20 protein-coding genes and 1 pseudogene are annotated in these 26,507 nt (G+C 63.5%); 3 read left to right on the forward strand and 18 right to left on the reverse strand.

What is annotated here, in order from left to right; all coding sequences use genetic code 11:
• Positions 1-65: 65 nt before the first annotated feature.
• The 8 genes from ACR9ZC_RS06140 to ACR9ZC_RS06175 all read right to left on the reverse strand — a co-directional run bounded on the left by ACR9ZC_RS06140 (position 66) and on the right by ACR9ZC_RS06175 (position 11,187).
• Positions 66-1,232, reverse strand: a complete 1,167-nt coding sequence (locus ACR9ZC_RS06140; protein ID WP_481579543.1) for a glycosyltransferase family 4 protein — start codon at positions 1,230-1,232, stop codon at positions 66-68.
• Positions 1,229-2,452, reverse strand: a complete 1,224-nt coding sequence (locus tag ACR9ZC_RS06145) for a glycosyltransferase family 4 protein (RefSeq protein WP_481579544.1) — start codon at positions 2,450-2,452, stop codon at positions 1,229-1,231. The genes ACR9ZC_RS06140 and ACR9ZC_RS06145 overlap by 4 nt, the downstream gene beginning before the upstream one ends.
• Positions 2,449-3,936 (reverse strand): O-antigen ligase family protein, encoded by a 1,488-nt coding sequence (locus ACR9ZC_RS06150; protein WP_481579545.1) that lies wholly within the window; start codon positions 3,934-3,936, stop codon positions 2,449-2,451. Before ACR9ZC_RS06150 ends, ACR9ZC_RS06145 begins: the two co-directional genes overlap by 4 nt.
• Positions 3,933-4,856: a glycosyltransferase family 2 protein gene (locus ACR9ZC_RS06155; protein ID WP_481579546.1), complete on the reverse strand. Its 924-nt coding sequence runs from the start codon at positions 4,854-4,856 to the stop codon at positions 3,933-3,935. Before ACR9ZC_RS06155 ends, ACR9ZC_RS06150 begins: the two co-directional genes overlap by 4 nt.
• Complete coding sequence (locus ACR9ZC_RS06160; protein ID WP_481579547.1) at positions 4,853-7,099, reverse strand: polysaccharide biosynthesis tyrosine autokinase; 2,247 nt, start codon at positions 7,097-7,099, stop codon at positions 4,853-4,855. The genes ACR9ZC_RS06155 and ACR9ZC_RS06160 overlap by 4 nt, the downstream gene beginning before the upstream one ends.
• A 4-nt stretch (positions 7,100-7,103) precedes the next feature.
• Positions 7,104-8,282, reverse strand: coding sequence for a polysaccharide biosynthesis/export family protein (locus ACR9ZC_RS06165; RefSeq protein ID WP_481579548.1), 1,179 nt, complete (start codon positions 8,280-8,282; stop codon positions 7,104-7,106).
• A gap of 18 nt (positions 8,283-8,300) precedes the next feature.
• Complete coding sequence (locus ACR9ZC_RS06170) at positions 8,301-9,722, reverse strand: UDP-glucose dehydrogenase family protein (protein ID WP_481579549.1); 1,422 nt, start codon at positions 9,720-9,722, stop codon at positions 8,301-8,303.
• 73 nt (positions 9,723-9,795) lie between these two features.
• On the reverse strand, positions 9,796-11,187 hold the full coding sequence (locus ACR9ZC_RS06175; protein WP_481579550.1) for an undecaprenyl-phosphate glucose phosphotransferase: 1,392 nt from the start codon (positions 11,185-11,187) through the stop codon (positions 9,796-9,798).
• A gap of 332 nt (positions 11,188-11,519) precedes the next feature.
• On the opposite strand from ACR9ZC_RS06175, the gene ACR9ZC_RS06180 reads away from it, so the two are divergent.
• Entirely contained in the window at positions 11,520-13,085 is a 1,566-nt protein-coding gene (locus ACR9ZC_RS06180; protein WP_481579551.1) for a mannose-1-phosphate guanylyltransferase/mannose-6-phosphate isomerase, read from the forward strand.
• 135 nt (positions 13,086-13,220) lie between these two features.
• On the opposite strand, the gene ACR9ZC_RS06185 is transcribed toward ACR9ZC_RS06180, so the two are convergent.
• From ACR9ZC_RS06185 to pyk, 9 genes and pseudogenes are all read right to left on the reverse strand, one after another.
• On the reverse strand, positions 13,221-14,222 hold the full coding sequence (locus ACR9ZC_RS06185; protein WP_481579552.1) for a DUF6566 family protein: 1,002 nt from the start codon (positions 14,220-14,222) through the stop codon (positions 13,221-13,223).
• A gap of 519 nt (positions 14,223-14,741) precedes the next feature.
• Positions 14,742-15,323, reverse strand: coding sequence for a DUF3501 family protein (locus ACR9ZC_RS06190; RefSeq protein WP_481579553.1), 582 nt, complete (start codon positions 15,321-15,323; stop codon positions 14,742-14,744).
• Positions 15,324-15,359: 36 nt separating this feature from the next.
• Complete coding sequence (locus tag ACR9ZC_RS06195) at positions 15,360-16,697, reverse strand: heterodisulfide reductase-related iron-sulfur binding cluster (RefSeq protein WP_481579554.1); 1,338 nt, start codon at positions 16,695-16,697, stop codon at positions 15,360-15,362.
• 141 nt (positions 16,698-16,838) lie between these two features.
• The gene (locus tag ACR9ZC_RS06200; RefSeq protein WP_481579555.1) at positions 16,839-17,261 is read right to left on the reverse strand and encodes a rubrerythrin family protein; all 423 of its coding nucleotides are present in this window, start codon (positions 17,259-17,261) and stop codon (positions 16,839-16,841) included.
• Positions 17,262-17,536: 275 nt separating this feature from the next.
• Complete coding sequence (gene otsA / locus ACR9ZC_RS06205) at positions 17,537-18,952, reverse strand: alpha,alpha-trehalose-phosphate synthase (UDP-forming) (RefSeq protein ID WP_481579556.1); 1,416 nt, start codon at positions 18,950-18,952, stop codon at positions 17,537-17,539.
• Between the two features lie 305 nt (positions 18,953-19,257).
• Positions 19,258-20,399: pseudogene (locus ACR9ZC_RS06210) on the reverse strand (MFS transporter).
• Between the two features lie 11 nt (positions 20,400-20,410).
• On the reverse strand, positions 20,411-21,217 hold the full coding sequence (locus tag ACR9ZC_RS06215; RefSeq protein WP_481579557.1) for a DeoR/GlpR family DNA-binding transcription regulator: 807 nt from the start codon (positions 21,215-21,217) through the stop codon (positions 20,411-20,413).
• Between the two features lie 140 nt (positions 21,218-21,357).
• Entirely contained in the window at positions 21,358-21,843 is a 486-nt protein-coding gene (locus ACR9ZC_RS06220; RefSeq protein ID WP_481579558.1) for a VOC family protein, read from the reverse strand.
• A gap of 122 nt (positions 21,844-21,965) precedes the next feature.
• Positions 21,966-23,384, reverse strand: coding sequence for a pyruvate kinase (gene pyk, locus ACR9ZC_RS06225; protein WP_481579559.1), 1,419 nt, complete (start codon positions 23,382-23,384; stop codon positions 21,966-21,968).
• A 449-nt stretch (positions 23,385-23,833) separates the two neighbouring features.
• Between pyk and ACR9ZC_RS06230 the strand changes: the two genes are divergently transcribed.
• Both ACR9ZC_RS06230 and ACR9ZC_RS06235 read left to right on the forward strand, forming a co-directional pair.
• On the forward strand, positions 23,834-25,159 hold the full coding sequence (locus tag ACR9ZC_RS06230) for an MFS transporter (RefSeq protein WP_331571118.1): 1,326 nt from the start codon (positions 23,834-23,836) through the stop codon (positions 25,157-25,159).
• A 106-nt stretch (positions 25,160-25,265) separates the two neighbouring features.
• On the forward strand, positions 25,266-25,514 hold the full coding sequence (locus tag ACR9ZC_RS06235) for a hypothetical protein (RefSeq protein ID WP_481579560.1): 249 nt from the start codon (positions 25,266-25,268) through the stop codon (positions 25,512-25,514).
• A gap of 31 nt (positions 25,515-25,545) precedes the next feature.
• On the opposite strand, the gene pcaD is transcribed toward ACR9ZC_RS06235, so the two are convergent.
• A complete protein-coding gene (gene pcaD / locus ACR9ZC_RS06240) occupies positions 25,546-26,343 on the reverse strand; it encodes a 3-oxoadipate enol-lactonase (RefSeq protein ID WP_481579561.1) in 798 nt (265 codons plus the stop codon).
• Positions 26,344-26,507: the final 164 nt, after the last annotated feature.

The raw sequence follows: 26,507 nt of genomic DNA on the forward strand, positions 1-26,507 counted from the left end.
TTCTGCATATTTATTTATGAACGTCCAAAACAGCAAAGGCGAGTCGCCTCTGCTGCTCTCGTCGCTCAAAGCGGTCCTTCCTTCACGGCCTCGCGATATACCTCGGCCACGCGCCGCGCAATCACCGAATTGTCGAAGTTGGCCATGGCGAAGTCACGGCAACGCTGCGCATCGGGCAACTTCAGCTTGCCGGAGAGCGCGTCGGTCAGACCCTCCGCGATGGCTTCGGCTCCCGTCGAACGCAGGATGAGATCGCGCGACAAGCCAGCCACGACTTCCGGCAGTCCACCAACGGGCGTAACGAGCACGGGCGTGCCTGCGGCGAGCGATTCGACCGTGATGAGGCCGAAGCCCTCGAGCGCGACCGTGGGCACGACGCTGATCGTCGCTGCCCGATAGAGCTCGGCTAAACGGTCGTCAGGCACGAAGCCCAGCAGCTTGACGTTGTTGCCCAGGCCGTGTTCGTCGATCCGGGCTTGCAGCTCGCCCGAGAGCCGGCCCTTGCCGGCGATCAGCAGCATGGCGTCGGGCCCGCGCTGCGCCTTGATGCGCGCCATCGCATCGATGAGATCTTCCAGGCCCATGCGGCGCACGAGTCGGCGCACCGCCACGACGATCGGCCGATCCTGGGGCAATTGCAATCGGGCCCGCGCCCGCGAGCGCGAGATATCGATGTCGAAACGGGCCACATCCACACAGCCGGGCACCACACGCACGCGCTCCGGCGCCACGCCGTAGCGCGAGGTCAGAATCTGTCCGAATGCCTCGGACAGCACGATGAAGCGCGTCGAACGCGCATAGACGCTGCGCTCGAGCCAATGCTTCGCGCGCTGCCCCAGTGTGGCGGCACCTTCGACACCGCTTTCGTCAGCCCACGGCCCCTGAAAATGCGAAACCCGCGCGATGTCGCGCGCCACATCGAGCCCAGGCCACGTATAAAGCGCGAAATGCGACGAGATGACATCGGGCCGCTCGACGCTGATCGCCTGCGCGAACGCCTTGCGCGCGGCCATCAGGCGCAACGGCAACGCGAGCGCGGCCGAGCCGAAACCGCGAATCGCGCCGTCGGTATCGTGCTCGACGCGCGGGGAGCCGGCCACCATTCCGCGCACCGAAACGCCCGCGCCCGGCAAGGCGTTCACGAGCGAGTAGTACATCCGATCCAGCCCCCCTTCCCGCTCGGGAAACCAGTGCATGCCGATCTGCAACGACTTGATGGCACTTTGACTCATTTCGAATCGCCCCCTTCGCTCGGCACCCAACGCGCACCCGGATGCGCATCGTCGATACCGCGCCCGGCACCGTTGCCGGCCTCGCTAGCTTTCGCCCGCAATACGCGGCGATAAATATCCATATAACGCGCCCCCATGCGCGACCATCCGAAGTCCCGCGCCACGCGGCCCGCCGCCACGCCCATCGAACAGGCCAGACGCACATCGCCCGCGAGCCGGGCCACCGCTCGAGCGAGCGCCGCGCTGTCGTCCGGATCGTCGAGCACGATGCCGCACTCGGCCGTGATGATCTCGGCACCGCCCGCCGTGCGTGCGGTCACCACGGGTAAGCTGGCCGCCATCGCTTCGAGCAACGACAGGCTCATCGCCTCATAGCGCGACGGAAACACGTACGCATCGACGCAGCGCATGAGGCCGGGCACGTCCTCGACGAAATCGAGAAAGTGCACACGGTCGGCCACGCCGAGCGCGCGCGCTTCATCCGGATACGGACTGCCCTTCACGCGCCCCGCAACGACCACCTGAACGCGCTCGGGCAACTGCTTGAGCGCGCGCAGCACGGTGCCCAGGTTCTTGCGCGGCGTACGCAAATCGCCGGCGAACAGCAACAAAAACGCATCGTCCGGCAAACCGAAGCGTTGCCGTGAGCCCGAGGCATGCTCGAACGTTTCGTTGTCCACACCGTTATGGACGACCTCGATATTCTCATCGGGCACGCCCGCGTTGCGCAGTTCGTCGGCAACTTTTTCGGAAACGGCGGCGACCACGCTCGAACGCCGGTACGCCCACCGCTCGAGGTGCGCGTTCAAGCGGGTATAGATGGCTTGATAGGCCGAGCGCGGACCGCCCACGAGCCGAAACGGATAATAAGGACTCTTCAGCCAACCGCTGTGCACGAAATGCGACGTGTTGACGTCCGCTTGCGCCCAGGTGATGAAGCCGTTCACATGCAGCACGTCGTATTCGTCGCGATGCGCATCGAGCCACTTGGCGCTTTTCAACGCGAAGAGCTGGTGCCGCAGCAAGGCACCGGGCCAGATGCGGCCGATCTCGATCGGTATCCACCGCACGCGCGGATGTTCGAGCAGCGAAGGCGCCACGTGAGAGGCGACGAGGGTCACGGCGCAGCCTTCGGCCAGCGCCGCGCGCGCCACTTCGTAATTGACGCGTCCCTGGCCGTCGTTGTGACGGACGGAATGCGTGACGATTGCTAATCTCATGGCGTCAATGCCTCGCTGACGAAGGAGGGGGCAAACCGCATCCTCGCATGCTGACGCTGCATCTTTCGCCAGTGCGCAGCCGCGATCAGCGACGCCATGCTCGTATAGAGCAGCAAACCGCCGGTACTGACGAGAGAATTGGTGAACACGAGCATCGCGAACATCGAGCATGCAAGCGCAAGACAGGCGGCACCGAACTTGTCGTCCTTGAGCGCAAACGACGCCCGCACGGTACGCGCCAGCAACCAGCCGATGCCGGACAAGTAGAGCAGCGTGCCGGGCCAGCCGAGCACGAATGGAATGTTCATGACGCCGCTATCGAAATTGCCGTATTTGCCGAGTTGATTGTCGGACTGCGTGAGCTTCGTCGAAGTACCGGTCGCGCCAAGCCCCATTCCAGCGATATTCGTGAATGCCGTCTCGGCGAAAGTCGCATAGAACTGGTTACGCTCGGCATAGCTGTGGTCGTCGTGCAAATTCGTGATCGTCTCCAGCCGCGCCTGCAAGCGGTCGGCAACCGGACCGATCGCCAGCAGCGGCATGGACAGACCCGCCAGCACGGCCAATCCGAGGATCGTGCGAACGCGCGTCCGGTTGCTCGACTTGGCGAGCTGGATGATGAGTGCGATCACCCAGCCTCCCCACGTCGAACGCACGAGACACAAGCCGAAGGATGCGAAGCCCGCCGCAGCGGCAGCCCAGCGCAAGCGCTGCGTCGCCGCCGGTACGAGCACGAGCGCGCCCATCATCGCGAACGCGAAAGGCCCCGACGAGTTCATCGTGCTGAACACGCGCACGCCGTAGCGGACGGGATCGCCCTCCGAGTTCATCTGCGAGCCGATCATCCACATCGCATCCCACGGCGGCATCAGAAAGAACTGAATGATGCCGTAGACGCCCATGACGAGCATGCCCCAGACGAACGTCGAGACGATGACTTGCCGGTACTGCGGAAAATCGCGGGCGTTGGCGATGATGTGCATGCCGATCAGCACCGGATACATCCAGTTCGCAAGGTCGTAAGTCGCCGCGAAAAACCCGACCGACGTCATACCGACGATGTACGCATAGCCGATGCCGAGCAAGATCAGCAGTATCGGCAAACCGCGCCAGCTTCCGAGCAGACGATAGCGCCGGATCAAGACGAAGCCGGAGATCATCGTCACTGCGACGGGCGCAACCTGCACGATGCTCGTGGGGGTAAATGCGCCCTTGAAGTAATCGGCAAGCCGCCGCACCTCGGGGCTCAGAAACCACATCCACCAAACGAAGCCGACGTAGCGCGCCGGACTCTTGAAATACAGCCAGAGGCCGACCGCGGTCGAGAGCGCCGGAAAGGCAAGCGTGAGCAACGCGCCCTGGTGCGCCGCGCACAGCGCGAGCGTAGCCAGCACCAGCAGCGCCTGCGGCAGCCAGTGCTTGGCGTCCGTACTGATAAAGCGCCCCGATACGCCCGGCCGCGCAGTGGTCGCGGCATACGTCACGGCGTCACCTTGCGCGCTTCGTGCGCGCCGAGGCGTGCCGCGCGCCAACGCTCGCGCACGGTCGAGCCGTTCTTCGAAACGAGTGCGAGCAACGGATGCACGAGACCCGGGTAGACGCGCGTGCCGACGAGCGTCCACCACCACCAGGCGAGCATGCGCTGCATCGGCGGCAAATACTCGCGCAACGTCAGATGCAGGTTGTACGCGGCGTTGCAAATCGAGACCGCCGATTGCGTATGGCGCTGATCCTCGCCGATGCGCGGCGCGGGGAAATGATCGACGGCGACTTGCGGGTCGTACATCACCTTCCATCCCGCCCGCTTCACGCGCATGCTGAACGCCATGTCGTTGTGCACCTGCGCGCCCGAGCCGCGCAAGCGCTCGTCAAAGCGAATGTCGTGAATCGCCGCGCGCCGGTAGCTCATATTGACGCCCTTGAGCAGATCGACTTCGCGCGCGCCGCCTACGCCGAGATGATGATTGCCGATGATTTTGCCGGTCAGCAAAATCCGGCCGACATCCTCGCGCCTGCCGTCGAGCAGGCGGCCGCGCTCGTGCACCCAGTCGCGCCCGCCGAGCGCCCCAAGCTTGGGCTCGGCGGCGAAGGCGGCCTCGATGCGCTGCAACCAGTCCCGGTGCGGCGCGGCGTCGTCGTCGGTGATTGCGATGATGTCGCCCGCCGACTTCTCGAGGCCGAGATTCAGCGCCGCGACGAGTCCCTTGGCTTCGACGATCACGCATTCGAGCGGGAGCGCGCCGGTCACCCCCGGCTCCGCCAGAACGGTATGCGTGACATAGTCGTCGGGTCTCACGACGACGACGACCTGATCGGCCGGCCGCACCTGTTGCTGCAGCGCCTTGAGACACCGCGCGAGATCGTCGGGCCGGCGATAAGAGGGAACGAGCACAGTCAGCTTCATGCGTTCAGATACTCCTGGACCGCCGCATAGCCCGCGCGCGAGAAGCTGCGCGAGCGAGGCGACACTGCGTTGAAGATACCGCCCTGAACCTGCACGCCGGCCGTCGCGAGCCGCTTGAGCGACGCCGCGATATCGGACTCGGCATGCACGCCCGAGCGCAATACGACAAAAGAGGCGCCGGCATGCGCGGCGATGATCGACGCATCGGTCACGGCCAGCAGCGGCGGGGTATCGATCAGCACGACGTCATAGCGTTTGCCCAATGCGTCGAGGTAGCTGTGCAGGTTCGACGACATCAGCAGCTCGGACGGATTGGTCGGCCGCGTGCCGCTCGGGATGAAATCGAGACCCGGCACGGGCGTCTTGCGCACCGCCTCTTCAACCGAAATCTGACCGGACAGCATTTCGGACAGGCCTGCCTGCAGACCGCCCCCGAAGTACTCGTGCAGCGTGCCGCGCCGCATGTCGGCATCGATGGCGAGCACTCGCTTGCCCGAATCCGCGAACAGCACGGCAAGATTGGCCGTCATGAACGTCTTGCCGATCCCGGGCGACGGCCCGGTGAGCAACAGCACGTTGTTCTTCGACTCGACGAGCGTGAACTGCATCGAGGTGCGCAGGCTGCGCAGACTTTCGATACAACTGTCGTTCGGTCTCGCGAGCGCGAGGATCGGCCGAGCACCCTTGCGATGACGCATATACGCGGCATCGAGCCGTTCGGCCTCGGTGCTCGACGGCACGAGCCCATACAACGGCAGACCGCAGGCGCGCTCCACGCGTTCGGGATCGTCGATCCCCTTGAGCAGATTGCGGCGCATGAAGACGACACCGGTACCGGCAATGAGGCCCAGCATCGTCGCGGCGGAAAGGATCAGCGCCTTCTTCGGCTTCGTGGGATCGCCCGGACGCAATGCGGCATCGATCAGATGGACGTTGCCGCCGGTACCGACTTTTTGAACTTGCAACTCCTGTACACGGTTGAGCAGCATCTCGTAGATGTCCTCCGCCACCTTCGCATTACGCTTCAACGTGACGCCCTTCACTTCCTTGGCAGGCAGATTGCGGAACCGCGAGGAGAAACTGTCGCGATCGGCCTTGAGCCGCTCGAGCTGCTGCTGCGCCGTGATGATGGCGGGATGGCTCGGGCCGTAGCGCTGATGGAGTTGATCCAGCTGCAATTGGAGCGCGGAAATCTGCTGCTCGTACTGGAGGCTGCCTTCGAGATAGCTCTTCGCCTCGTCACTCGGGTTGATCGAGCCCGATTGCGCTTGATAGGCGCTCAGTGCGGCCTCGGAACTTTCGAGATCCGCTTTCAGGCGCGGCGCTTCGCTTTCCAGAAAGTCCAGCATCTTCACCGCGTCGGCTTGCCGCGCGCTCGTGTATTCGTGCAGATACGACTGCGCCACGGCGTTGGCGAGCTGTGCCGCGCGCTCCGGGTTCTGGTTCTGCGTCGAGATCTGGATCACGCCGGTCTGCTTGCCCTGCTCCTGCACGTCGAGCGCCAGCTGAAAGCCGCTGATCGCATCGAGGTCGTTCGAGCGTACGACGGTAAAGCGCGTGCCGGGCAGCGCCACGAGTTGCTTGACGAGCATCGTCACACCGCCGCCCGAGGCCATGCGGCCCACTTCGCCATCGAGCAGCAGATTGCCCTGCTCGTCGCGCAGCGTGTAGTGATCGCCGCCCGTCACCGTCATCGTCAGTTTTTTGCCCTCGAGCGCGGGCGTGACTTGAAGCGAATCCACGTCCGCGATCTCGCCACCCCAGGCGTAGGAAGACAGGCCGAACCAGGGCTTGCCCGGCTCCCCGGGCGAAGCGAGACGCTCGGCAATTGCGCCGAGCACGGGAAACGTCTTCGGGGTCACCGAATAGTTGAGCTTGAACTGCTCGACCACCGGCGCGACCACGCCACGGCTTTTGATGATTTCGATCTCGGCATCGGTCGGCAGTGACGTGGATGCGCCCCCGCCCGCCGCCCCGCCGTTCGAATTCTGCGTGAGCCCCTGCGTGGCACTGCTCGGCGCCTCCACGCGAACGTGCGCATCGGCCGAATAGATCGGTTTGGCGAGAAAACAGTAAAGCGCCGCCAAGCCGATGATGGTTGCGGCAACGCCGATCAGCCAGCCGATATCGTCGAGCACGACATGCAGCAGCTGCCCGAGCACGACATCGTCCTCGTCGGATTGAAAAGCCGTCGGTAGGGGCGGTGCGATCGATTGGGCCAGAATGCTTGAGCTCGTCTTCATAGCGTCACTTCGTCAGCTGCTTCGTGAAAAAGATCGTCTGGAGCGTCGGCAGGATTTGCTGCATCACGCGGTTGAACTGCACCGCGGCGGACGTGCCGACATAGACGACATCGAAGGGTTGCAACGGGAACTGCGTCGACAGCAACAACGCATCGGGCTGCGTCATATCGAGCCGATAGATCTCGGGTGAGTTCGGATGCGCGCGCATGCCGCGGATCACATAGATCTGGCGCGGATTCGCGTCGGTATCGAGAATGCCGCCCGCCGTCGTCAGCGAATCGGCCACCGTCAGCGAGCCGCGGATCAACTGCACCGCGGTGGGCTGCTTCACTTCGCCCATCACGAAGACCCGGCTGTCGGTGCGATCGGGAATGTTGACGATATCGCCGTCCTGCAGCATGACGTTTTGCGAAATCTCGCCGCGGTCCAGCAGGCCGTTGGCATCGAGCGAGTATGACTTCCCGCCGCGCGTCAGGCGCACGCGCTGCAAGTCGGCGTTATCGGTCGCGCCGCCCGAGCGCGTGATCGCGTCGACGAGCGTGAGCGGCACGTCGGTAATGGCCAGCGGCCCCGGCGAATGCACGTCGCCCGTGACCTGCACGCGCTGCGAGCGGTAGGCAAGCACGCGCAGATCGAGCTGCGGATTATGGATATACGGCGCGAGCGCGGCGGAAAGGCGATCGCGCACTTGCTGTGGCGTTTGCCCGGCCACGTGAATGCGACCCACGAACGGGAAGAAGATCGAACCATCCGAGGCGACGGTCTGGCCGTAAGGGTCGGCCTGTCCTGGCAGCGCTGTCGTGTAAGGCTGAGCGAGTGCGCCCGCAACCGTCTGCGTCGTGTTGCCGCCCGAGGAGAACGACGTGCCTTGCGGCGTCGTCAGCTCGGGGTGATCCCAGACCGTAATGCCGAGAATGTCCTGCGGCCCGATGTGATAGCTGTACTGCTTGAGGCTCGGGAAGTGCGATTGGGGCAGCGGCCGCGGCGTGGCCTGCTGCGCCGCGACGAGCTCGGCAATCGTCTGCGCCGTGACACGGTGGACTTCGTATGTCGGTGCAGCGCCGGTGGGCTCCTCTTCGTGCAGGTGCGAGGTGTCGAGCGCGTTGCCCGGCGCGACGGCGCAGCCGGCGACGAGCGACGCGACAAGTGCAATGGCGGTCAGGGAAAGAAGGCTACGATTCATAGATGCGCGGGCTCAAGCTCAAGCGGAATAGGCGGCGACCGAGCCGCCGGGTCGTTTCGAACGCGCCGCTGCCGCTGTGGCATCGGGGCGTCCGATGGAGTGGTATTCGATGCCTGCTTCGGCGAGGGCGAGCGGGTCGTAAAGGTTGCGCCCGTCGAAGACGACGGCCTGCTTGAGCAGACGCTTGAATGCCTCGAAGTCAGGGCTCTTGAATGCCTTCCACTCCGTCAGGACGACCAGCGCATCGGAGCCGCTTACTGCGGCCATCTGGTCGTCGACGAGCGACAGGCGGCCAAGCGCCCCGGCGTCGTCGCGCAGATCGGACGCGAACGCGCGCTTCGCTTCGGTCATCGCGACCGGATCGTAAGCCACGATGCGCGCACCGCGCGCGAGCAACGCCGCGATCAACACGCGGCTCGGCGCTTCGCGCATGTCGTCGGTCTCCGGCTTGAACGCGAGCCCCCACACACCGAATGTGTGACCGGTCAGGTCTTCCCCGAAACGAGCCACGATCTTGCGCGCGAGCACCTGCTTTTGCGCGGCATTGACGGCCGATACGGCTTGCAGGATCTGCAGCGACTGCCCGCTTTCGTGCGCCGTGCGAACGAGCGCGTGCACATCTTTCGGAAAACAGGAGCCGCCGTAGCCGCAGCCGGCATACAGGAAGTGATAGCCGATGCGCGGATCGGAACCGATGCCGCGGCGCACGGCATCGATGTCGGCGCCGACGCGCTCGGCGAGGTTGGCCAGCTCGTTCATGAACGAAATGCGCGTGGCCAGCATCGCATTGGCGGCGTACTTCGTGAACTCGGCGGAGCGCACGTCCATGTTGAGCGTGCGCTCGTGATTGCGGTTGAAAGGCGCATACAGTCGCTTCATCAGCTCGCGCGCGCGTTCGCCGGGCATATCGTCATCGCAGCCGATGACGATGCGATCCGGCCGCGTGAAGTCCTCGATGGCGGCGCCTTCCTTGAGAAACTCGGGATTGGAGACCACCGAAAACAGCACGTCCTCGTTGCGCAGCTTCAGTTGCTCTGCGATCGTCTCGCGCACGCGCTCGGCCGTGCCCACGGGCACCGTCGATTTGTCGACGACGACGGTGAAGCCCTTCATGTATCGGCCGATGTCGCGAGCGGCCGCGAGCACGTATTGCAGATCGGCCGAGCCGTCTTCGTCGCTCGGCGTGCCGACGGCGATGAAGATCGCGTCGCCGTGCTCGATCGCGGGACGCACCTCGGTCGTAAACGACAGCCTGCCCGCCGCGCGATTGCGCGCGACGATCTCGCGCAGGCCCGGCTCGTGAATCGGCATGCCGCCCGATTCGAGGACGTCGATACGGTTCTTGTCGACGTCGAAGCAGCAGACGTCGTTACCGATGTCGGCAAGACATGCGCCTGTCACAAGACCGACGTATCCGCAGCCGATGATGGTCACGTTCATGTTTCGATGGCCTCAAGAAAAAACGAAGAAAACGTTGGACGCCACGCCGCAACTCGGCATGGCCCGATTCGGATCAATATGCGTTGCTGCCGGCAAAACCCTTCCATAGCGTGAGCACCACGATCTTGATGTCGAACCAGAACGTCCAGTTCTGGATGTAGTACAGATCTAGCTTGACGCGCCCGCTCATCTTTTCGATGCGGTCGGTCTCGCCGCGAAAACCGTGAATCTGCGCCCAGCCCGTGATGCCGGGCTTGATGCGATACCGGAACATGTAACCGTTGACGAGATCCTTGTAGAGATCGTCGTGCTCGAGTGCATGAGGACGCGGACCGACCACGGACATCTCGCCCTTGAGCACGTTGATGAACTGGGGCAGCTCATCGAGGCTCGTACGCCGCAAGAAACGCCCGACGCGCGTGATGCGCGGATCGTGCCGCGTCGCCTGCGTCACTTTGCCTTGCACCTCCTTGTGCACCTTCATCGTCCGGAACTTGTAGATCTCGAACGTATCGCCGTCGGCGCCTAAACGCCGCTGCCGAAAGAACACCGGCCCCGGCGAGGACAGTTTCACGAGCATCGCGATGACGAGCATGAGCGGCGCTAGAACGATCAGCGCAGCGAGCGCGAACATCCGGTCGAAGACGAGCTTCGGCCACGCACGCACATCGCCGAGCGGCGAGGCCGCCAGGTTGATGGCCGGCACGCCGAGCAAATCGACGACCTCCTGGTTCAGCAACGTGAGGCTGCTCACGTCGGGAATGAACCGGATGTTCACGAACTCGTGCTTCAACGCCGTGACGATTCGATGGATGGTCGGCTCCCGGGACATCGGCAACGCCAGCCAAAGCTCACGCACCTCCTTGCGCTTCACGAGCTCGATGAGCTCGTCGAAGTCGTACTTGAGCGGCACGCCGGCCATGGTGCGCCCGGCTTGCGCGCGATGCAGCTCATCGGGCTCGTCGTCGAAAACGCAAACGGGTGCGAAACCCGCCTCGGGCCGGGCCTTCATACGCTCGATGAGAAACGTCGCGTAAGGCCCCTTGCCGACGATCGCAACGGACTTCAGGTTGAACCCCTGCCGGCGCAGACGCTTCAGCGTCGTATAAACCAGCGCTTTCATCGCCAACAGCAAAGCGACCGTCGTGCATGCCCAAAAGGCAAGCCACGAACGCGACAGCGCGTCCACACGATGCACGCTGAAGCTCATCAGCACGCCGGTCGCTTCCACGATCAGCCACGCGAGCGCCGTGCGCCACAACAGATCGCTGAGCGGCTTGCCGCGCCACGAGCGATAAATTCCGAGCGCCGGAAACAAGACGACGACGAGCATGTCGTCGAACGCCATGGCGATGCTCTGCGTGTCGCTGAGCCACACCGGGTGCCCTGCATGCAGCGCGGCGGCGGCGAACGCGCCCAGGCTCGCCAACGCCACATCGATCATCCGGGAGAGAAGGCCCAGCATCGCAACACCTCGATTTCAGCCGTGTATTCATGGGCATCCATCAAGCGCTATCAAAAAGAACTGGGCAAGCAGACGAATATTCAAAAATATTTCAGAGGGGTTTTCCGGATTATTTTTCGATTTTTTTATTGATCGCGCTGCGGCAGTCGTCATATTTCGATGGCCAACCGCCCCGCGACGCCGTCAGGACGTGCGCCTCCCTCCCTTTTATCACCGGCTAATCCCCGGCTACCGCGCGTTTTCCGCCGACCCGCCAGCCGACGCCCGCGTTTTATTGTCGATTTCTTGCTGCCACACTTGCCTCATCGAATTCACCTCAAGTGGAGGCTCCAATGACCACGCCGATAGCCACCGTCGATGCAGATACAGCGGCCGCCCCGGTGATACGAGCTGTGCCGCCATCGCCGATGGCGCATACACGGTTCAAGATTCAACCCGTCATTCTGGCCGGGGGCTCGGGCACCCGCTTGTGGCCCATGTCGCGCGAGCAATATCCCAAGCAATTGATCGAGCTGCTTGGAGACGAATCGCTGCTGCAATCGACGGCGCACCGCCTCGACGGTCTCGAATCGGACTTTGCCCTTTCCGATCGGATCATGGTCGTGTGCGGCGACGATCATCGCTTCACCACCGCCGATCAACTGAGCGCACTCGGCGTCAATGCGCGTATCGTGCTCGAACCGCTCGGCCGCGACACCGCGCCCGCACTGACCATCGCAGCGCTCGATGCCCTTGCGCAAGCCGACGAAGATGCCGATGCGTTGATCGTCGCCATGCCGGCCGACCATGCCATTGCCGATCCCGAGAGCTTTCGCCGTGCCATCGCAAGCGCCGTGCGCTATGCGGCCAGGGGCATGGTTGCGACGCTCGGCATCGTGCCGACTGCCGCGGAGACCGGCTACGGCTACCTGCGACTCGGCGAGCCGATCGAAGACGACGCCGAGGCAAATACGCAAGGTCTTGCCGCGCGCATGCTCGCCCGCTTCGTCGAGAAGCCCGATCTCGAGCTCGCCGAACGGTACGTCGCCTCGGGCGAGTATTGGTGGAACAGCGGGATCTTCGTCGTGCGCGCCTCCACCTGGCTGCACGCACTGGCCCGGTTCGAGCCTGCCATCTACGAAGCGTGCGCGCATGCGCATGCGCGCGGCCGCCTGGACGGGGAGTTCTTCCGCCTCGATCGCGACGCGTTCGCCGCGTCGCCTTCCAATTCCATCGACTATGCCGTCATGGAGCGCCTCGCCGCCGACGCGACGTTGCCGCGCGGCGTAGCCGTGCCGCTCGCAGCCGGCTGGTCGGACGTCGGCTCCTGGAGCGCACTCTGGCAGATCCTGCCCAAGGACGACAGCGGCAACGTGAGCCGCGGCCGCGTCCTTTTCGAAGACTCGCAAGAAACGCTCGCTCACTCGGAAGGCAGGCTCGTCGCGTGCGTCGGCACGCGCGACCTCATCGTCGTCGAGACCGCGGATGCGGTGCTCGTCGCGGACAAATCGCATGTGCAGGACGTCAAAAAAGTCGTTTCACGGCTTCGCGCCGAAAGCGGCACAGAAGCGTCCGTCCACCGCAAGGTGCATCGCCCCTGGGGTTACTACGATTCCATCGATGCGGGCGAACGCTTCCAGGTCAAGCGCATCGTCGTGAAGCCCGGTGCACAGCTGTCGCTGCAGATGCATCACCATCGCGCCGAGCACTGGATCGTCGTACGCGGGACAGCCCGCGTCACGCGCGACGGCGAATCGTTCCTGCTTTCGGAGAACGAATCGACGTATATCCCGCTCGGCACGACGCACCGCCTCGAGAATCCCGGGAAGGTACCGCTCGAGATCATCGAAGTACAATCGGGCGCCTACCTCGGCGAAGACGACATCGTCCGCTTCGACGATACGTACGGACGCCAATAACGACACCCGCGGCGAGCGGCAAAGTCGCACAAAAAAGGCGGGCCAGCGATGGCCCGCTTTCCTTTTGACGGCTTCCTGACGGCTCCCACCGCGCTGCCTTCAGCCCGGCGCGTCCCGAGCTGCATTCGCTCGCACTTATCCCCGATAGTTGACGACAGGCGTCAGCAGGTCCAAATGCCCTTCAGGATAAGGCAGCCAGTCGAGCGCGCGGCGCCCGACGGCCGAGTCGAGCCTACGTGCAATGGATGGAGCGATGGCCGACAGCGGCGCGGGCAGAGGCCTTGCGGCGGCGTCCTTGGCTTCGCCACGCTGATCGGGATCGCCGCACGGTGATGGATCGAGTGCATCCTCGCTCGATGCGGCCGCCTCGGCAGCGCTGGCCGCCACGGATGCGCTCGATTGGCGATCGATCCAGTCGCGCGCCCATTCGAGCGCATGACGTTCCGCGCGCTCGTGATCCTCGAAGCGAGGGCCGATCAGCCCCGAGCGCTCGATCCGTTTGCCGTCCTTGGCGATTTCGGCCGAGGCACGATAGGCGGGCGGCGTTTGTCGCGTCACAGGCTGCGCCATCGCGCGGATGGTATAGCCGCAGTAGTCGTGCGTGCGCTCATGCACTTCGCTCGCGCTGAACGAGGGTAAGCCCAGCGACCTGCGCTCATGCATGGCACGCGATGCATCGCCGGCTGTCTGCAAGGGCCGCGAAGCGGCGACCGGCAGATCGCCCGCGCGCTGCGTGCAACTGCCTGCGTTCTGCCACGACTCGGGGTTGGTCCAGAACACGCCGCGCAAGCGAGGCGACTCCTGCGCCGGCTCAGGCTTGGGCTCGGGCAAGACAGTCGCCTGCGGCTGCGGCACATAGGCGAATGCGCGCCCCCCTTCGGAGAGAATCGAGACCATCTCGAACAAAGTGCCGTCGGCGAGCCACTCATCGAAGCGGCGCCGGCACGTCGGCCCTGACGGATAGCGTGCCGGCAGCTTCGACCAGCGCTCCCCCGTCGTAAGAATCCACAATACCGCGTTCGCCACTACGCGGGTCTCGGCGCGAGGCCTGCCGCGTCGATGCGGGTGAACAGGTTCGTCGGCCGCCAGCGCGGAAATACGCGCCCACTCGTCGTCGTTCAACTCTTCAAAATACATATTCTTCTCCACGCAGCCTGGCCCGGCTGCGACGCTCGGCTCATGCGAACGATCATTCACAAGAGCCGCGGGTTGCACAAAATGATTGTTATTTTGGCTATAACGACCAAATCCGCACTGGTAAAGTGCGAATTTGCCCTCCGGTGAAGCGCAAGAGGGGGTCTCGCTCGTGCGTGGGAAAGGAGTGCAGAAAGCGTACCATCGATGCCCGCACCCTCACTTGAATGCAAAGCTGAATCGATGCTATTCCGGGTTTCGATGAACCATACCGGGCACGCTGCTGCCAGCCCGCAACTCATCAAAGAGTCGCTATCTTAGAATATTTTTGCGACTGCGCAAACGCATAATGCATGGCGATTACAAAAAAAACCAATTGTCGCATCTCATGCAATTTGCTTAGCCTCCATACGCAAATTCGTCATCTACCCAATCGGAATAAATTTCACCATTCGAGTCGGAATTATTTGCGGATTGCCGAGCAGACGTGGCCCGCAGCTGGCGCCGGCGAGCCGTCTTGATTCAGGTCAGATCGCCCGCCAGGGAAGCGGCGACGCGTGATTCGATGCGGGCAACAGGGCTGGGATACGCGGGATGGTCGCATCCGGCCGATAGTCCCGCACCGTTGCGCAGGCGCTCCTTCATCGATGCCGTGAACTCGAATCGCAGAAAATGGACCGCCGAGGTCTTTTCATCATTGGCTCGATCCATGTCTTCGTCCGCTATGGCATAGACGCGCGGTTCCCCGTCGACCTCCAGAAACACGTGTGTTTCGATGCCCATGAGCCGCTTCAACGCGGCCCGCCGCTCCACCTCGTTCTCGTATTCGATCTGCATTGTAGCTTTCAAATTACTTCCATCTGGAACAAGAGGTAAATAGGCTTCCAATTCCCCTCGAATTCCCTCCTCATCGAAAATCTTCTCGATGTGTAACATTTCATGAATCTGGTAGCGAATTGTTAATTCGTCCTCGAATATCAAGGTCAAATGATTGCCGATGCGAACGATGCGCTGCTTCTTATGTTCGATCACTTCGTCGCGCATCGACTTGCGTGCTTTTGCGTAGGCTTCGAGCGTCATCAGCGATTCTCTGGAAATAGTCATCGGCCAATTCCTTGCAAGAAAAGAAAGCACAGTCGTTTAAATGTCATAAGCCTTACGCAGCAGCGTCAGCGGATGGGCCAGCGGCGCGCTGCCCAGCCCCGCCTCCTCGATGCCTTGCGCGATATGGTGCCCCGCCAGTTGGCAGTCCGAGGCAATGAAGGCCGGTTGAGGCTCCGCCATCGCCTTGAACACGGGCGCGCCGATTTTCATGGCCATGCGATGGAATTCCTTTTTGACGCCGAACGTGCCGGCATGCCCCGAGCAGCGTTCGACGACCTTGACCTCCGTGTCGGGCACGAGCGAGAGGGTGTCGTAAGTTTTACGTCCCAAGTTCTGTACGCGTCCGTGACAGGGCACGTGGTAGGAAATCTTACCGAGCGCGCGCTTGAAGTCGGTCTTCAGCAAACCGTCGCGGTGGCGCGACACGAAGTACTCGAATGGATCCCAAAATGCATCGCTGACCGCGCGAACGTCTTCGTCCTCCGGAAACATCAGCGGCAACTCGTGCTTGTACATGAGCACGCAGCTCGGAATCGCGGCCATGATGGCATAGCCGTCGCGCGCATATCGCGCGAGCACGGGAATGTTCTTCGCCTTCTTCGCGGCAACGCCTTCGAGGTTGCCTTGCTCCAGCAACGGCATGCCGCAGCACGCTTCGCTCGCCACCAGGACATAGGGAAGGTCGTTGTGCGCAAGCAGCGCCAACAGATCGTGGCCGATCCCCGGCTCGTTGAAGTTCACATAGCAGGTTGCATAGATCGCCACCTTGCCGGGCGTGCGCTCTCCGTCACGCACCGCGGTGCTGGGCGAACGCTTGGCCGTGCCGCGAAACTTGCGCGGGGCGAATTCAGGCAGCCAGGCGTTCTTGTCGACGCCGAGCGCTGATTCGAGCAGGCCGCGCGCGGGCTTCGACCGGTTCACGGCGTTCACCGTCTGGGTCACCACGGGAATACCCGCCAAGTGGCCGAGCGCATCCGTGCTCGAGAGCACTTTGTCGCGCAACGGCACTTCTCCCTTTTTGAACTTGGCTGCTTTCGCACGCAGCATCAGATGCGGGAAATCCACGTTCCACGGGTGAGGCGGCACGTACGGACACTTCGTCATGTAGCAGAGGTCGCACAGATAACACTGGTCGACCACTTTCGAGTAGGACTGACGATCGACGTCGTGGGCTTCGCCCGAGTCGGTTTCGTCCACGAGATCGAACAGCGTCGGAAAGGCGCCGCACAACGACACACAGCGGCGACATCCCGCGCAGATATCGAAAACCCGCGCCAGCTCCTTGTCGATCGCATCCGGATCGTAGAACGCTTCCGATTGCCAATCGAGCGGGTGTCGAATCGGCGCCTCCAGACTGCCTTCTTTATGCGGCATGAGGGCATGCTCCCCAGTTCTGCTGACGGTCTCCGGCACACGCGCAGTGCAAGGCGCGACGTACCGGCTCGAGCCGCGCGCCGCCGGAGGCTTGTGCGCCGCGCCGCGGCGTTCGCGGCGCGCGCATCGCTGCGGCCCGGTTCAGTCGGTGAGCGCTTCGAGCGCCTTCGTGTAGCGATTGGCGTGGCTGCGTTCAGCCTTGGCCAGCGTTTCGAACCAATTGGCGATTTCGTCGAAGCCTTCGTCGCGGGCCGTCTTCGCCATGCCCGGATACATGTCGGTGTACTCGTGGGTTTCGCCGGCAATCGCCGCTTGCAGGTTTTGCCGCGAAGTGCCGAACGGCAGGCCCGTGGCCGGATCGCCGACCGCCTCCAGGTATTCGAGGTGGCCGTGCGCGTGGCCCGTCTCGCCCTCCGCCGTCGAGCGGAACAGCGCAGCAACATCGTTTTGGCCTTCCACATCCGCTTTGGCCGCGAAATACAGATACCGGCGGTTCGCCTGCGACTCGCCCGCGAATGCGGCCTTCAGATTCTCTTCCGTTTTGGAGCCTTTCAACTGTCCCATCTGAATCTCCTGGTGGACCGGCAGACGCGGCGCAGCCGCGCGTTGCCGAAGTCTTGTACTGTAGGTAGGGAAACGGCGCGCACCACGACGCCCGCGAGCCGGACGCCGCTCTTTTAATCTAGGCGCTGGACGGGCCCATCCCCCAATTGGCATTTTCTATGCGGGCGATAGGCGTCGCCGCATCGCGATCGTCCGCAGTGCGCGGCCACCGCGGCACGCGCGGCAACCGGCTCGGATCCAACCGGCGCTTCGTCTGGGGATTGCCCGATCGGCGCCTAATGGGTATCGGCCACCGTTTCCGGCGCCTGCGCCACCGCTTCCTTGAGCGCGTCGAGAAACGACGTGCGCCACCAATGCACGTCGTATTGACGGATCGTCGTCATCAGCGCCGAATGCCGCTCGATGCGCTCGCCGAGCGGCATCGTGAGCGCGCGTTCGATCGCCTGCGCGGTACCTTGCGAATCGTAGGGATTCACGAGCAGCGCCTCTTTCAGTTGCTCGGCCGCCCCGGCAAAGCGCGAAAGCACGAGCACGCCCGGGTCGGCGGGGTCTTGCGCGGCAAGGAACTCCTTCGCGACGAGATTCATGCCGTCGCGCAGCGGCGTGACGAGCGCCACGTGCGCGGCGCGATAAACGCCCGGCAGCCGCCTGCGCGCGACGTTGCGGTGAATGTAGCGCACCGGCATCCAATCGAGCTCGCCATAGTCGCCGTTGATGGCGCCGCACAGGCTGTCCATCTCGCGACGCAGATGGTCATAGGCGCCGAGATCTTCGCGGCTCGGTGCGGCGATCTGAATCAGCGTCGCACGCTTGCGGTTCTCCGGATAGTGCTCGAGAAGATAACGAAATGCCTGGATGCGTTGCGGCAACCCCTTCGAGTAGTCGAGACGGTCGACGCCGATCAGCAACTGGCGGCGCGAGTACTCCTCCCGCATGCGGGCGAACATATCGAGGCCTTCACGCGCATCCGCAAGCGATGCGAACTCGCCGACGTCCATGCCGATCGGGAACGCACCCACCCGCAACGTGCGATTGAAAGCGCGCAAATAGCCGTCGGGCCGCCACTTCGCGCCCGCTTCGGTTTCGGCATAACGCACGAGGTGCATCATGTCCGATTCCGTTTGCAGACCGACGAGATCGTAGGCGAACAGCGAACGCATCAGCCATTCGTGCTCCGGAATGGCCGCCATGATGAGCGGCGGCGGCACGGGAATATGCAGGAAAAAGCCGATCGGATTCGTGCATCCCATTGCGCGTAACTCCGCGGCAAGCGGGATCAGGTGGTAATCGTGGACCCAGATGACGTCGCTCGGCTTGAGCAGCGGAAAGATGCGCTGAGCGAAGAGCTGATTGACGCGGCGATAGCCGGTTCCAAAGCGGACGTCGAACTGCGCGAGGTCGAGCCGGTTATGGAAGACCGGCCACAGCACGTTGTTCGAGTAGCCGAGGTAATACGTTTCGTAGTCCTGCTGACTGAGATCGACCGTTGCGAGCTGTACTTTGCCGACAGTCTGCGTATGCACGCCGCTGTGGCTGGCGACGCCCGGTGCATCGGTGAACGTCTTGCCGCTCCATCCGAACCACACGCCACCCGTTTGCTGCAAGCCGTCCTTGATCGCAACAGCAAGTCCGCCGGCCGCGGCCTTACGCGGATCCGCAACACGATTCGAAACTATGACTAGGCGACTCACTAAGGCTCCTTTGAAAAAGCGGGGAGTTGTTTTAGGTGAGCGGCTATGTTGTTGGTATTGCCGCGAGAGGTCTTCTGGTCGTAGTTATCGTTATTCGATTTGTTGTGCTGGCGATGGCTGCCGATGCGCGCTAATTTCGCATCACCCGCCGCATCTCCCGCCGCCTAACCAGCCGCATACCCGCGGCGTACATTGAGTGCCTGGCGGCATGCCCATCCAGCTTTATCTCGAAATTAAGCATGTAATGCTAACACATGCACCTGGCGGGAGCCATCCTTGCGGCGAATCGCAGTTTCCGCCCGTCGTCATGCCTCGGCGCGATTGGCCGCAACGAAGCGTGCGCAACATGGAACCAGAACGAGCAATCCAACCAACCACCAGAACGCGCTCGGCAGTCCGATGTTCTTCGCGATGAAGCCCATGCCGGCGGGTCCCGCAAGAATGCCGGCGTAGCCCGTGGTCGTGATCGCAGCGACAGCCAACCCAGTCGGCATCGAGCGCTGCGAGCCTGCTCGGCGAAACAACACCGGAACGATGTTCGAGGCACCGAGCCCGATCAGTAAAAAGCCGCCCATCGCCACCACCGCGATGGGCGCCGTCAACAAAACAGCAAACCCGGCAATCGCGAGCAATCCTCCCCAGAACATCGTCGATCGATCGCCGACGCGTGCGGTGACGGCATCGCCGCCGAAACGTCCGGCCGTCATCGCGATGGAGAACAGCATGTAGCCCAGCCCGCCCTGCGCTGCGCTGACGAGCCCCTTGCTCGTGATCAACAGCGCGCTCCAATCGAGCAGTGCGCCTTCGGCAAGGAACGTCACAGCGGCGAGCGCGGCGAGCAGCAGCACGATACCGCGCGGCATCGCGAAGAGCGGTCCCTCGGCGCTCGGAGCGGCATTCAGCAGTCTGGGCCTTGCAAGAAGGACGGCACCCAGCATTGCTGCCGAGCACAGCAGCGTACTGGCGAGCGCACCGAGGCGAATCGACAGCAAGAACGTCATGACCATCGAGCCCGCGAATCCCCCTACGCTGAACAGCGCGTGGAACCCCGACATCAACGGCCGGGCCGCCGCACGCTCGACTTCCACGGCATGAATGTTCATCGCGACATCCAATGAGCCGAGGGAGGCACCGAACGCGAATAGGGCGATGCCAAGCGCAAGCGGCGTGTTGACGAGCGTCAGGATCGGCAACAGCAGAACCAGCCCGATCCCCCCGCGACGATCACCGGCCGGCTGCCGTACCGCGCGCTGATCGCACCTGTGGCAATCATCGCGATGACCGATCCCAAGCCGATACACAGCAACAACACGCCGAGCACGGCGTCGTCGACGCCCAGCCTCAGCTTCGCAAACGGCACGAGCGGCGCCCAGCACGCTACGCCGAAGCCGGCCACAAAAAACGCAAGGCGCGTGGCGAGCCGGGTGGCGGCCCGGTCCGGGGAGATGTCTTCGATTTTCAAAGCGGGCCCTCGGTGCATGCGTGGCCGAGTACGGGCGCTGCCGCCGCGACGATGGAGGCGCCCGCCTCCGCCAACGCCAAGCGATGCGTGCGGGGCAGATCGTGCTCGACGATGAAACAGTCGATTTCCTCGATTGCGGCGACCCGGTATGGAGAGCGGGTGTCGAGTTTCTCGTTCGTCGAAAGGACTGCGCTGTGTTCGCTTACCGCAAGGACAGCGCGCTTGAATGCGGCATCGGCCATATCGAATACGCTGATGCCGCCCTTCGGGGAGACCGCGCAGGCCCCGAGAAAACAGCGGTCGATATTCATGCGGGCGACGCTTTGCAACGCGCTTGCATCGACACATCCGCCCACGACCGGATCGACCGTTCCGCCGATCATCACGAGCTGCAAATCGGATCGCCGCAGCGCGGCAGCGGCGATATCGATGGAATTCGTTGCGACAGTGAGCCCGAAGTCTTCGGGTAGGTAGCCAACCAGTGCGAGATTGGTGCTGCTGCTGTCGAGGAACAGGAACTCCCCTCTTTGAATCGACGGTACCGCGGCCCGCGCCAATGCCTGCTTGCGCTCGCTCGCCTCATCGATGCGCGCCGCCATAGGCCGGGACGCCGGCGTGACCGGCAACGCGCCGCCATAGACGCGGCGGCAAAGGCCTTGCGCCGCAAGCGCCCGCAGGTCGCGGCGTATGGCGTCTTCGGAAACGCCGAATTCGGCTGCCAGTACGGCAGCGACGACGGACTGGCCGTCGGCCAGCCGGCCGGCAATCGAATCGCGGCGCGCGAGCGGGAGTTCTTCGTTCATGCGCGAAATCATAACGTGCATAAACGAGAATGTAAACGTGCAACAACGTGCACTCATGCGAACACTCAGCGCGCCGATTGGCCCCTCGTCGGGGCACCGCAGGTTCGACTATGGGATAACCGACGAGCGCCGACGGCTCCTCAGCTGGTGTGCTGCCGTTCCTGCATGGCCGCTTGCATCCCACGCTGTATCGCCTCGGGTTCGAGATCGCGTACGTGCGATGCGATATGCCAACGGTGACCGAACGGGTCCTCGACGAAGCCCCAACGGTCGCCCCAGAACATGTCGGCCAACGGCATGACGACGGTCGCACCGGCCGCCACCGCGCGCTCGAAGGCCGCGTCGGCGTTTTCGACATACAAATAGAGACTCACCGGCGTGCCCTTGAGCGCTTTCGGGCCGAGCGAGCCGCACTCCGCGGACTCGTCCGTCAGCATGACCACGGAATTGCCGATCTTGATTTGCGCATGGCCGATGTTGCCGTCGGTGGTCAGCATGCGAAACAGTTCAACGGCGCCGAAAGCCCGCTTGTAGAAATCGATGGCGTCGGCAGCGCCTGCGCAGACGATCTGCGGCGTCAGCGAATGCATGCCTTCGGGAATGGGTTTGACGGAAGAGGTCGACATGACGGCTTGCTCCTATAAGTTGTTCGTAAAGTGAGCGCGGCCAGGAAGGCTTCGTTTTCGCCGGCTCTATCCGCACGACGAACGACGCGAACCGAAATCGACATCGACCTGCATTTTTTTCGCTATCGCCCCACCTTCGCGATATGAAGGAGATTTGCCGTGCCCGATTCGCCGAACGGCAAACCGGCGGCAATGGCGATCGAATCGCCGTCGCGCGCGAAGCCGGCGCCGCGCGCCGCCTCGCAAGCCAACGCGATCATGTCGTCCACGTCGTGCGCGTTGCGGTAAGGCATCGAGTGAATCCCCCAAACGAGCGCAAGCCTGCGCGCCACCTGCAACGAAGGTGTGAGCGCGATGATCGCGCTCGGGGCGCGCTCGCGTGCGGCGCGTACGCTCGTGAAACCCGAAAGCGTATAGGTCACCGTCACCGCCGGCCCGATCAGTTGCACGATCGTGCGCAACGCGCAGCAAATGGCGTCGGCCGTCGTCGATTGCGCGGGCGTATGCGACGCGTCGATGCCGAGCCGGTAGCCGGGATCGCGCTCCACCCGCTCGATGATGCGATTCATCATCGCGACGGCTTCGAGCGGGAACTTGCCGCTCGCGGATTCGGCGGACAGCATGACGGCATCGCTGCCTTCGTAGATCGCGCCGGCGACATCCGACGTCTCGGCGCGCGTCGGCACGGGCGAATTCGTCATCGATTCGAGCATTTGCGTGGCCACGACGACCGCCTTTCCCGCCGCCCGGCACGCGCCGACGATGCGCCGCTGCAGTTCGGGAATCTGCTCGGCCGGCAATTCGACGCCGAGATCGCCGCGGGCGACCATGATGCCGTCGCAGCGCGCGACGATGGCCTCGAGATGATCGATCGCAAGCGGTTTTTCGAGCTTGGCCATGATCCACGCGCGATCGCCGATCAGCGCGCGCGCTTCGTCGATATCCTCGGGCCGCTGCACGAACGACAATGCCACCCAATCGACGCCATGCTCGAGGCCGAACGCCAGATCCTCACGGTCCTTTGCGGTCAGCGCGGAAATGGGCAGCATGACGGCCGGCACGTTCACGCCTTTGCGATCGGAGATGCGTCCGCCCACCACCACGCGGGTTTCGGCGTAATCCGGGCCTTTCGATTCGACCGAAAGACGGATCTTGCCGTCGTCGAGCAGCAGTTCGGAACCGCGCTCGATCGCTTCGAAAATCTCCCGGTGCATGAGCGGCGCGCGGCGGTTCGTGCCGGCGGCCGGATTCATGTCGAGGCGAAACGACTCTCCCGCCAGGAGCTCGGCGCTCCCTCCTTCGAACGTGCCGAGCCGCAGCTTCGGTCCTTGCAGATCGAGCAGCACGCCGATCGGGCGCCCGCTTTCGCGCTCGAGCGCGCGGATGGCCGTGAGCCGCTGCAAATGGTCGCTTTGGGTTCCGTGGCTGAAGTTCAAGCGGAAAACGTCGACGCCGGCGTCGAACAGTTGCCGGATGACCTGCGGATCGGAACTCGACGGCCCGAGCGTGGCGATGATCTTTGCGTTGCGTTGCCGCTTCATTCCCGTGTCTCCCGTGTCCTGGATTCGATGGCCGCCATTAGAGTCGGCGCCAAAGTATCCCACTTTAGTGCTGCTCAAGAGTTTCGATAAGACCACCTCAAGTCGTCTGACTCGATACCCAATGTATCGAATTCACGGCTCTCCCACCACCCGTCCCGACGAATTATCAGCGCCTCCTCACCGAGGATGATCTCGTCAACGCTTCGAAGGAAGTGGTGGCAACGCTCATGCCCCCGCTCGACCCGTCCGTAATCGCACCCATTGCGACGTGCAAGTCGACGTGCGACAGTTGCGGGTTGTTTCGATTGCCGCCGCAGCGACAAGTCGGCAAAGCAAGACATTCGAAAACGAACTGCAAAATAAACAAAGAGGCGCAAATGTCCAATCAGAAATCGGCTGAAATAGCAGCACGCTTCGATCGCCTGCCGCCGTCGCGGACCGTCTGGACGATGGTCATTCTGATCTCGCTCGGCGGCATCTTCGAGTTCTACGATCTGTTCTTCACCGGCTACGTCGCGCCAGGGATGGTCCAGGCCGGTCTCTTCAAGCCCGAATCGCTCGGCTTTTTCGCGGCGCTCGCGCCCATCGCCGTGGCCGGCTTCGGCACATTCGTCTTCGCCACGTTCGCAGGACTCTGGATCGGCGCGCTCGTGTTCGGCTTCGTCGCCGATCGCCTCGGACGCCGGTTCATCTTTACGTGGTCGCTCATCTGGTACGTGATCTGCACGGCGATCATGGCATTCCAGCATTCCGGCCTTGCCATCAACCTCTGGCGCTTCGCCGCGGGCATCGGTATCGGCGTGGAACTCGTAACCATCGACTCCTACATCTCCGAACTCATCCCCAGCGGCGAGCGCGGCCGCGCGTATGCGGTCAATCAGTTCATCACCTTTTGCGCGGTGCCCGTCGTGGCATTTCTCGCCTTCATCCTCAAGGACACGCACCCACTGGGGCTCGAGTACTGGCGCGTCGTCATCCTGATCGGCACGCTCGGTGCGATCGCCGTCTGGATCATTCGCCGCAACGTTCCCGAAAGCCCGCGCTGGCTCGCGCGCCAAGGCCGTCTGGACGAGGCCGAGCGCATCGTCGCGGATATCGAACGCCGCGTCGCCGCGGAAAAGGGCATCGCGCTGCCGGCGCCGCAACCGATCTCGGCCGAAATGGAAGGCCGCGGCTCGATCGCCGAAATTTTCGGTCCGCTCTATCGGAAGCGCACGCTCATCCTGTCGATCTTCAACATGGCGCAGGTCATCGGCTTTTACGGCTTCGCCGCCTGGGTGCCGACGCTGCTGATCCATCGCGGCGTGCACGTGACCGCCAGCCTCGGCTACGCCTTCGTGATCGCCATCGCCAATCCGTTCGGCCCCCTGCTCGGCACGTTCTTCGCCGATAAGCTCGAACGCAAGACGCAAATCTGCGGCGGCCTGCTCATCATGGGCATCGTCATCGCGCTCTTTTCGCAAGCTTCGGAACCGGCCGTCCTCATCGTGCTCGGCGTGGTGTTCACGCTCGCCGCGAACGTCATGTCGTATGCCTACCACGGCTATCAGGCGGAACTCTTCCCAACTCGCATCCGAGCGCGCGCCGTCGGCTTCGTCTATTCGTGGAGCCGTATCGCCGCGGCGTTTGCAGGCCTGGCCATCGGCGTTTTGCTTCACAACTATGGCGTGCCCGGCGTGGCGACGTTCATCGGTGCGTCGATGGTCGTGGGCATCTGCATGATTCTGCTCGGGCCGTCTACCAAGGGACGCTCGCTCGAATCGATCAGCCACTGAAACAAAACACGCGCGGCCGATGCGCGCGCTGCCCGACAGGCGTACCCTTATCGCCAGGTGCCGGCGTGGCATTCCACGCCCCGCCGGCTTGCGAGGGAGGGTACTCATGAAGACGATCGTCCGGACCGGCGTGCATATCGAAGGCATTCACTGGACCGCCGAATACCTGGAAACGACGCATGAAATCCGCGTCTTCCGTGAAGGCGCCGAAGTCGGTGTCTACGATGCGCCGCCCACGCTGTTCGGCGAAGAAGCCGATGCGGGTTCGAAGAGCGTGGCAGATCATCGCGCCCTGGACGCCGCGTTGCGCGCCTACCTGATGCGCTTCGTTGCGGACCACGACGCCGAGGAGTAAGCCCGGCGCGCGGTCCTGGCCCAACCAGTGCTCACGGCGACGGTAAGCGCAGAAAGTCGAGTACCGTCTGCGTCAAAGCCGATGCCTGTTCCACATTGGGCAAATGCAGCGCCTCGAATGCGACGTGGCGTGCACCGGGAATGCGCGCCGCCAACGCCCTGCCTTCATCGACCGGAAAGCTCGCGTCGTGCGTGCCGCTCACGATGAGCGTCGGCGCCGCGATGCGCTCCACTTCTTGCGATAAATCCGTATCCGCGACCGCCGCGCAACTCGCGATGTACCCTTGCGCGTCCGTGTGCCGCACGACATCGCGAATCGCCTCGGCAACGAGGAGCTCGCGCGCACGAAACGCCGCGCTGAGCCAACGTTCGACCGACGCACTCGCCAGCGCGGGCATTCCGCCGCCTCGCGCCTGCTCCATGCGCTCGAGCCAGGTCTCCCGAGGCGCCAGATTGCGGGGCAGTGCGCTGATATCGACGAGCCGTCCGACGCGTTGGCCATGGCGTGCGGCCAGTGCCATGGCCGTCACGCCGCCCAGCGATATCCCGCATACATGTGCCTGATCGATCGCAAGCTCATCCATGAGCGCCAGGACATCCGCGCTCAGTTGCTCGATCGTGTACGGGCCCGGCGGCACACTCGAACGGCCATGCCCGCGCGCGTCGTAGCGCAGCACCCGGAAATGCCTCGCGAACGCGCCGATCTGCGGCGACCATAACGAAACGTCGGTGCCCAGGGCGTTCGACAATACCAGCCACGGCGCTCGTGCGTCGGCCGGGCCGTCGATTCGATAGTAGAGGCTGATTCCATTGACAGTGGCAAAGGGCATGAGCGTGAGACCTCCATGGCGAAAGCCCTATTGTGCTACAGCTCCCATGGCGCTCGCAGCGCACGCGGCCGCCCGTAAAACCCCTCCCCCGATTCTCGCGAAAACATGGAACAATGCCGCGCATGGGTGCGCGACTTGCACAATGCCGCACAGGATGTCCTACA

Source organism: Trinickia sp. HAY1-2D (assembly GCF_056754935.1).